Genomic DNA, 2,585 nt, shown 5'->3' on the forward strand with positions numbered 1-2,585 from the left:
AAAGTGCGCAGCGGTTTTGGGATAACGACATGCACAAACAGAGATGCATGTCGCCCAAAAGTGCGCAGCGGTTTTGGGATAACGACATGCACAAACAGAGATGCATGTCGCCCAAAAGTGCGCAGCGGTTTTGGGATAACGACATGCACAAACAGAGATGCATGTCGCCCAAAAGTGCGCAGCGATTTTGGGATAACGACATGCACAAACAGAGATGCATGTCGCCCAAAAGTGCGCAGCGGTTTTGGGCTGCGACATGCACAAATGCTCCGGGCATGGGCATGAATCGAGGACAACAGACCGTGGTTCCTGTCATGAGGGTTGCGCTGAAGACTTATGCCGCTCTCATGCTGGCGCAGGTCGCGCTCTGGTCCAATCCGGCGCATGCCGACTGGCGCGACGATATCGGCACGTTTCGCATCGGCATCGTTGCCGAGCCAGGCGCCGGCAACTCCGTTCCGGGGTTGGCACTGTTGACCGACGCCTACACCAAGGCCTTGGGCATGAAGGTCGAGTTTGTCGTTGCCCGCAACTATGCCGCGCTGATCGAGGCGCAGGCCAATGCCCGCATCGAATATGCGATCTATTCGGCCACTGCATATGCGACGGCCTCGCAGCGCTGCTTATGTATCGAACCGCTTGTGGCTCCGGTCGATTCAGACGGCGCGATCGGCATCCGCTCGGTTCTGCTGACGCGGGACGGCAAGCTTCCCGACCTTGCGGCGATGGACAGCCATCGTATCGCCATGGCGCCTTCTGACAGCGTCGGCGGTTCTCTCTTGCCATTGGCGGCGTTGGCGGCGGAAGGCCGCAAGATCGCGGAAGATGCACCGTTTCTGGTCCATGCCGATTCGGCCGCGGCGGCCGAGACGATGCTGGTCGACGGCAAAGCCGATGGCCTGTTCGGCTGGGTGGCGGCCGCTACCGACGGCCCGCGAGAACCGTCGGGCACGCAGGCCAGGTTGGAGGCGGCAGGGGTCTCAGTGACGGCGCTTCGGATCGTATGGACGTCGGGCCTGTTGAGATACGGCCCGCATGCGGTCCGCAGCGATCTCGACCCCGAAGCCAAGCGCCGGCTTGCCGTGTTCCTCACCAACCTCAAGTCGACGACGCCCGATATCTACGATCTCCTGGAATCGAAACATTCCGGCGGCTTCGCTCGTGTGGCGCCAAAAGACTACGAGATGGCCGATGCTATCGTGCGCTTCGTTTCGGACCGTGGGCCGCAGCAGTAGCTGGAGCGGCCTGCGCACGCCTGGCTGCCTCTGTTCAACAGTCGCTGCAAGAGATCGCCACGCTTCTGCGGGGGCGCAGAAAATAGGTTTCGCCCATCTTTATCTGGTTGAAAGCAGAGGTCATTGTAAGCTCGATAACCGGCTTGTAGACGAGATTGCTTTCGACGCGAATGAGAAACGTGTTGGCGACCTTGAGCGACGCTGGGACTGTTGTCTCGGTGGTCGCGGCTGCGCCAGGGCTGGCGACGCCGGCTACCAATTTGCGTGACCACACCACCAGTGCCTGCGTCGCATCGGCCGAGACCTGGATTGCCGTGATGGTGATGGTCGGGTTTGAGCGGTTGTAGGGCTGAAGGGTGACGCTGCCTATCTGCATGATGGCGTCGACATCCGCCTTGAGGACGCTTGTCTGCTGAGTGACGAGATCGGCCACCATGCTGCCGATGCGACTGACCTTCTTGCTGGTCTCGATGGCTTGCGACGCTTCCATTGTGAGGAAATACATGATCAGCAGAATTGGCATGATCAAAGCGAATTCGACCGCCGCGATGCCGCGGCGATCGGACCAGAACAGACTTGCTTTCCGCCAAACTCCCGTAATCATAAGATGTGCCCCCGCACGCATCATGCCCATTGCCCTTTTCTTATACTGCTCGTGCATTCCGCTCAGTTGTCGAACGGTTCGTTCTGCCAGGTCACCGATGCGAAGTGCAGCGTCTTGTTGCCGCCCATCGATTTGGCCAGCAGGTCGGTCATGATCGGCCATTTGTAAAAGACCCGCAGCATGTTCCTCGACTCCGCCGCACCCGCTGTCACTGAAAACGACTGGGTTGCGGTGCCTTTCGTCAATACGATATCGCCGTTCTGGATCTTGAAGCCGGCCGTGGCCGCATCGGCGAACGATGTATATTGGCGAAGATCCACCAGCAGTTGATTGGGACAATCCTGGGAAACGATGATCTGCAGTTTTGTGCAGATCATGTCCCGCAAGTTGGTTCCGGCGACGTCAACCGCCCTCAACTGGCCGGTGCGAAGCTTGCGCGCGACATCGTCGGTGATGTTGGCCATCACTTCCTGCGCGGCAAACGAGATGCAGCTTTCCAGAATGGCGAAGACAAGCAGCGCGAAGGGGACTGAAAGGATCGCGAATTCGATTGCCGTGGCGCCGCGCCGGTCACGAAGGAAGCGAACGAAAAACCTTCGGCGTCCCGCTCTGTGGTCGCCTGCGCAGCCGAATTCCGTGCTCATGTCCAATCCTGCCGATCTCTATGCGGTCTCGGAAGGAGCATTAGCGCAAACCAATTGAGGTCCGGTTTGGATGATCGTTAAAGTCGGCGCAGGCCTCTTAAC

General features: G+C 59.2%; 3 protein-coding genes. 1 reads left to right on the forward strand and 2 read right to left on the reverse strand.

Features of this window, described 5'->3' with window-relative positions:
• Positions 1-314: 314 nt before the first annotated feature.
• Complete coding sequence (locus EN914_RS31685) at positions 315-1,235, forward strand: phosphate/phosphite/phosphonate ABC transporter substrate-binding protein (protein ID WP_024503194.1); 921 nt, start codon at positions 315-317, stop codon at positions 1,233-1,235.
• Positions 1,236-1,269: 34 nt separating this feature from the next.
• Here the strand turns inward: EN914_RS31685 and EN914_RS31690 are convergent, their stop codons facing one another.
• Together EN914_RS31690 and EN914_RS31695 are read right to left on the reverse strand one after the other, a co-directional pair.
• Positions 1,270-1,863, reverse strand: a complete 594-nt coding sequence (locus tag EN914_RS31690) for a TadE/TadG family type IV pilus assembly protein (RefSeq protein ID WP_024503193.1) — start codon at positions 1,861-1,863, stop codon at positions 1,270-1,272.
• Between the two features lie 38 nt (positions 1,864-1,901).
• Complete coding sequence (locus EN914_RS31695; protein ID WP_024503192.1) at positions 1,902-2,483, reverse strand: TadE/TadG family type IV pilus assembly protein; 582 nt, start codon at positions 2,481-2,483, stop codon at positions 1,902-1,904.
• Positions 2,484-2,585 lie beyond the last annotated feature (102 nt).

The organism is Mesorhizobium sp. M7A.F.Ca.CA.001.08.2.1, assembly GCF_003998455.1.
GTDB classification, from domain to species: Bacteria; Pseudomonadota; Alphaproteobacteria; order Rhizobiales; family Rhizobiaceae; genus Mesorhizobium; species Mesorhizobium ciceri.

Coding starts and splice junctions, on each gene's coding strand:
- EN914_RS31685 (WP_024503194.1), top strand. CDS start 315: ATGAGGGTTGCGCTGAAGACTTATGCCGCTCTCATGCTGGCGCAGGTC.
- EN914_RS31695 (WP_024503192.1), bottom strand. CDS start 2,483: ATGAGCACGGAATTCGGCTGCGCAGGCGACCACAGAGCGGGACGCCGA.
- EN914_RS31690 (WP_024503193.1), bottom strand. CDS start 1,863: ATGATGCGTGCGGGGGCACATCTTATGATTACGGGAGTTTGGCGGAAA.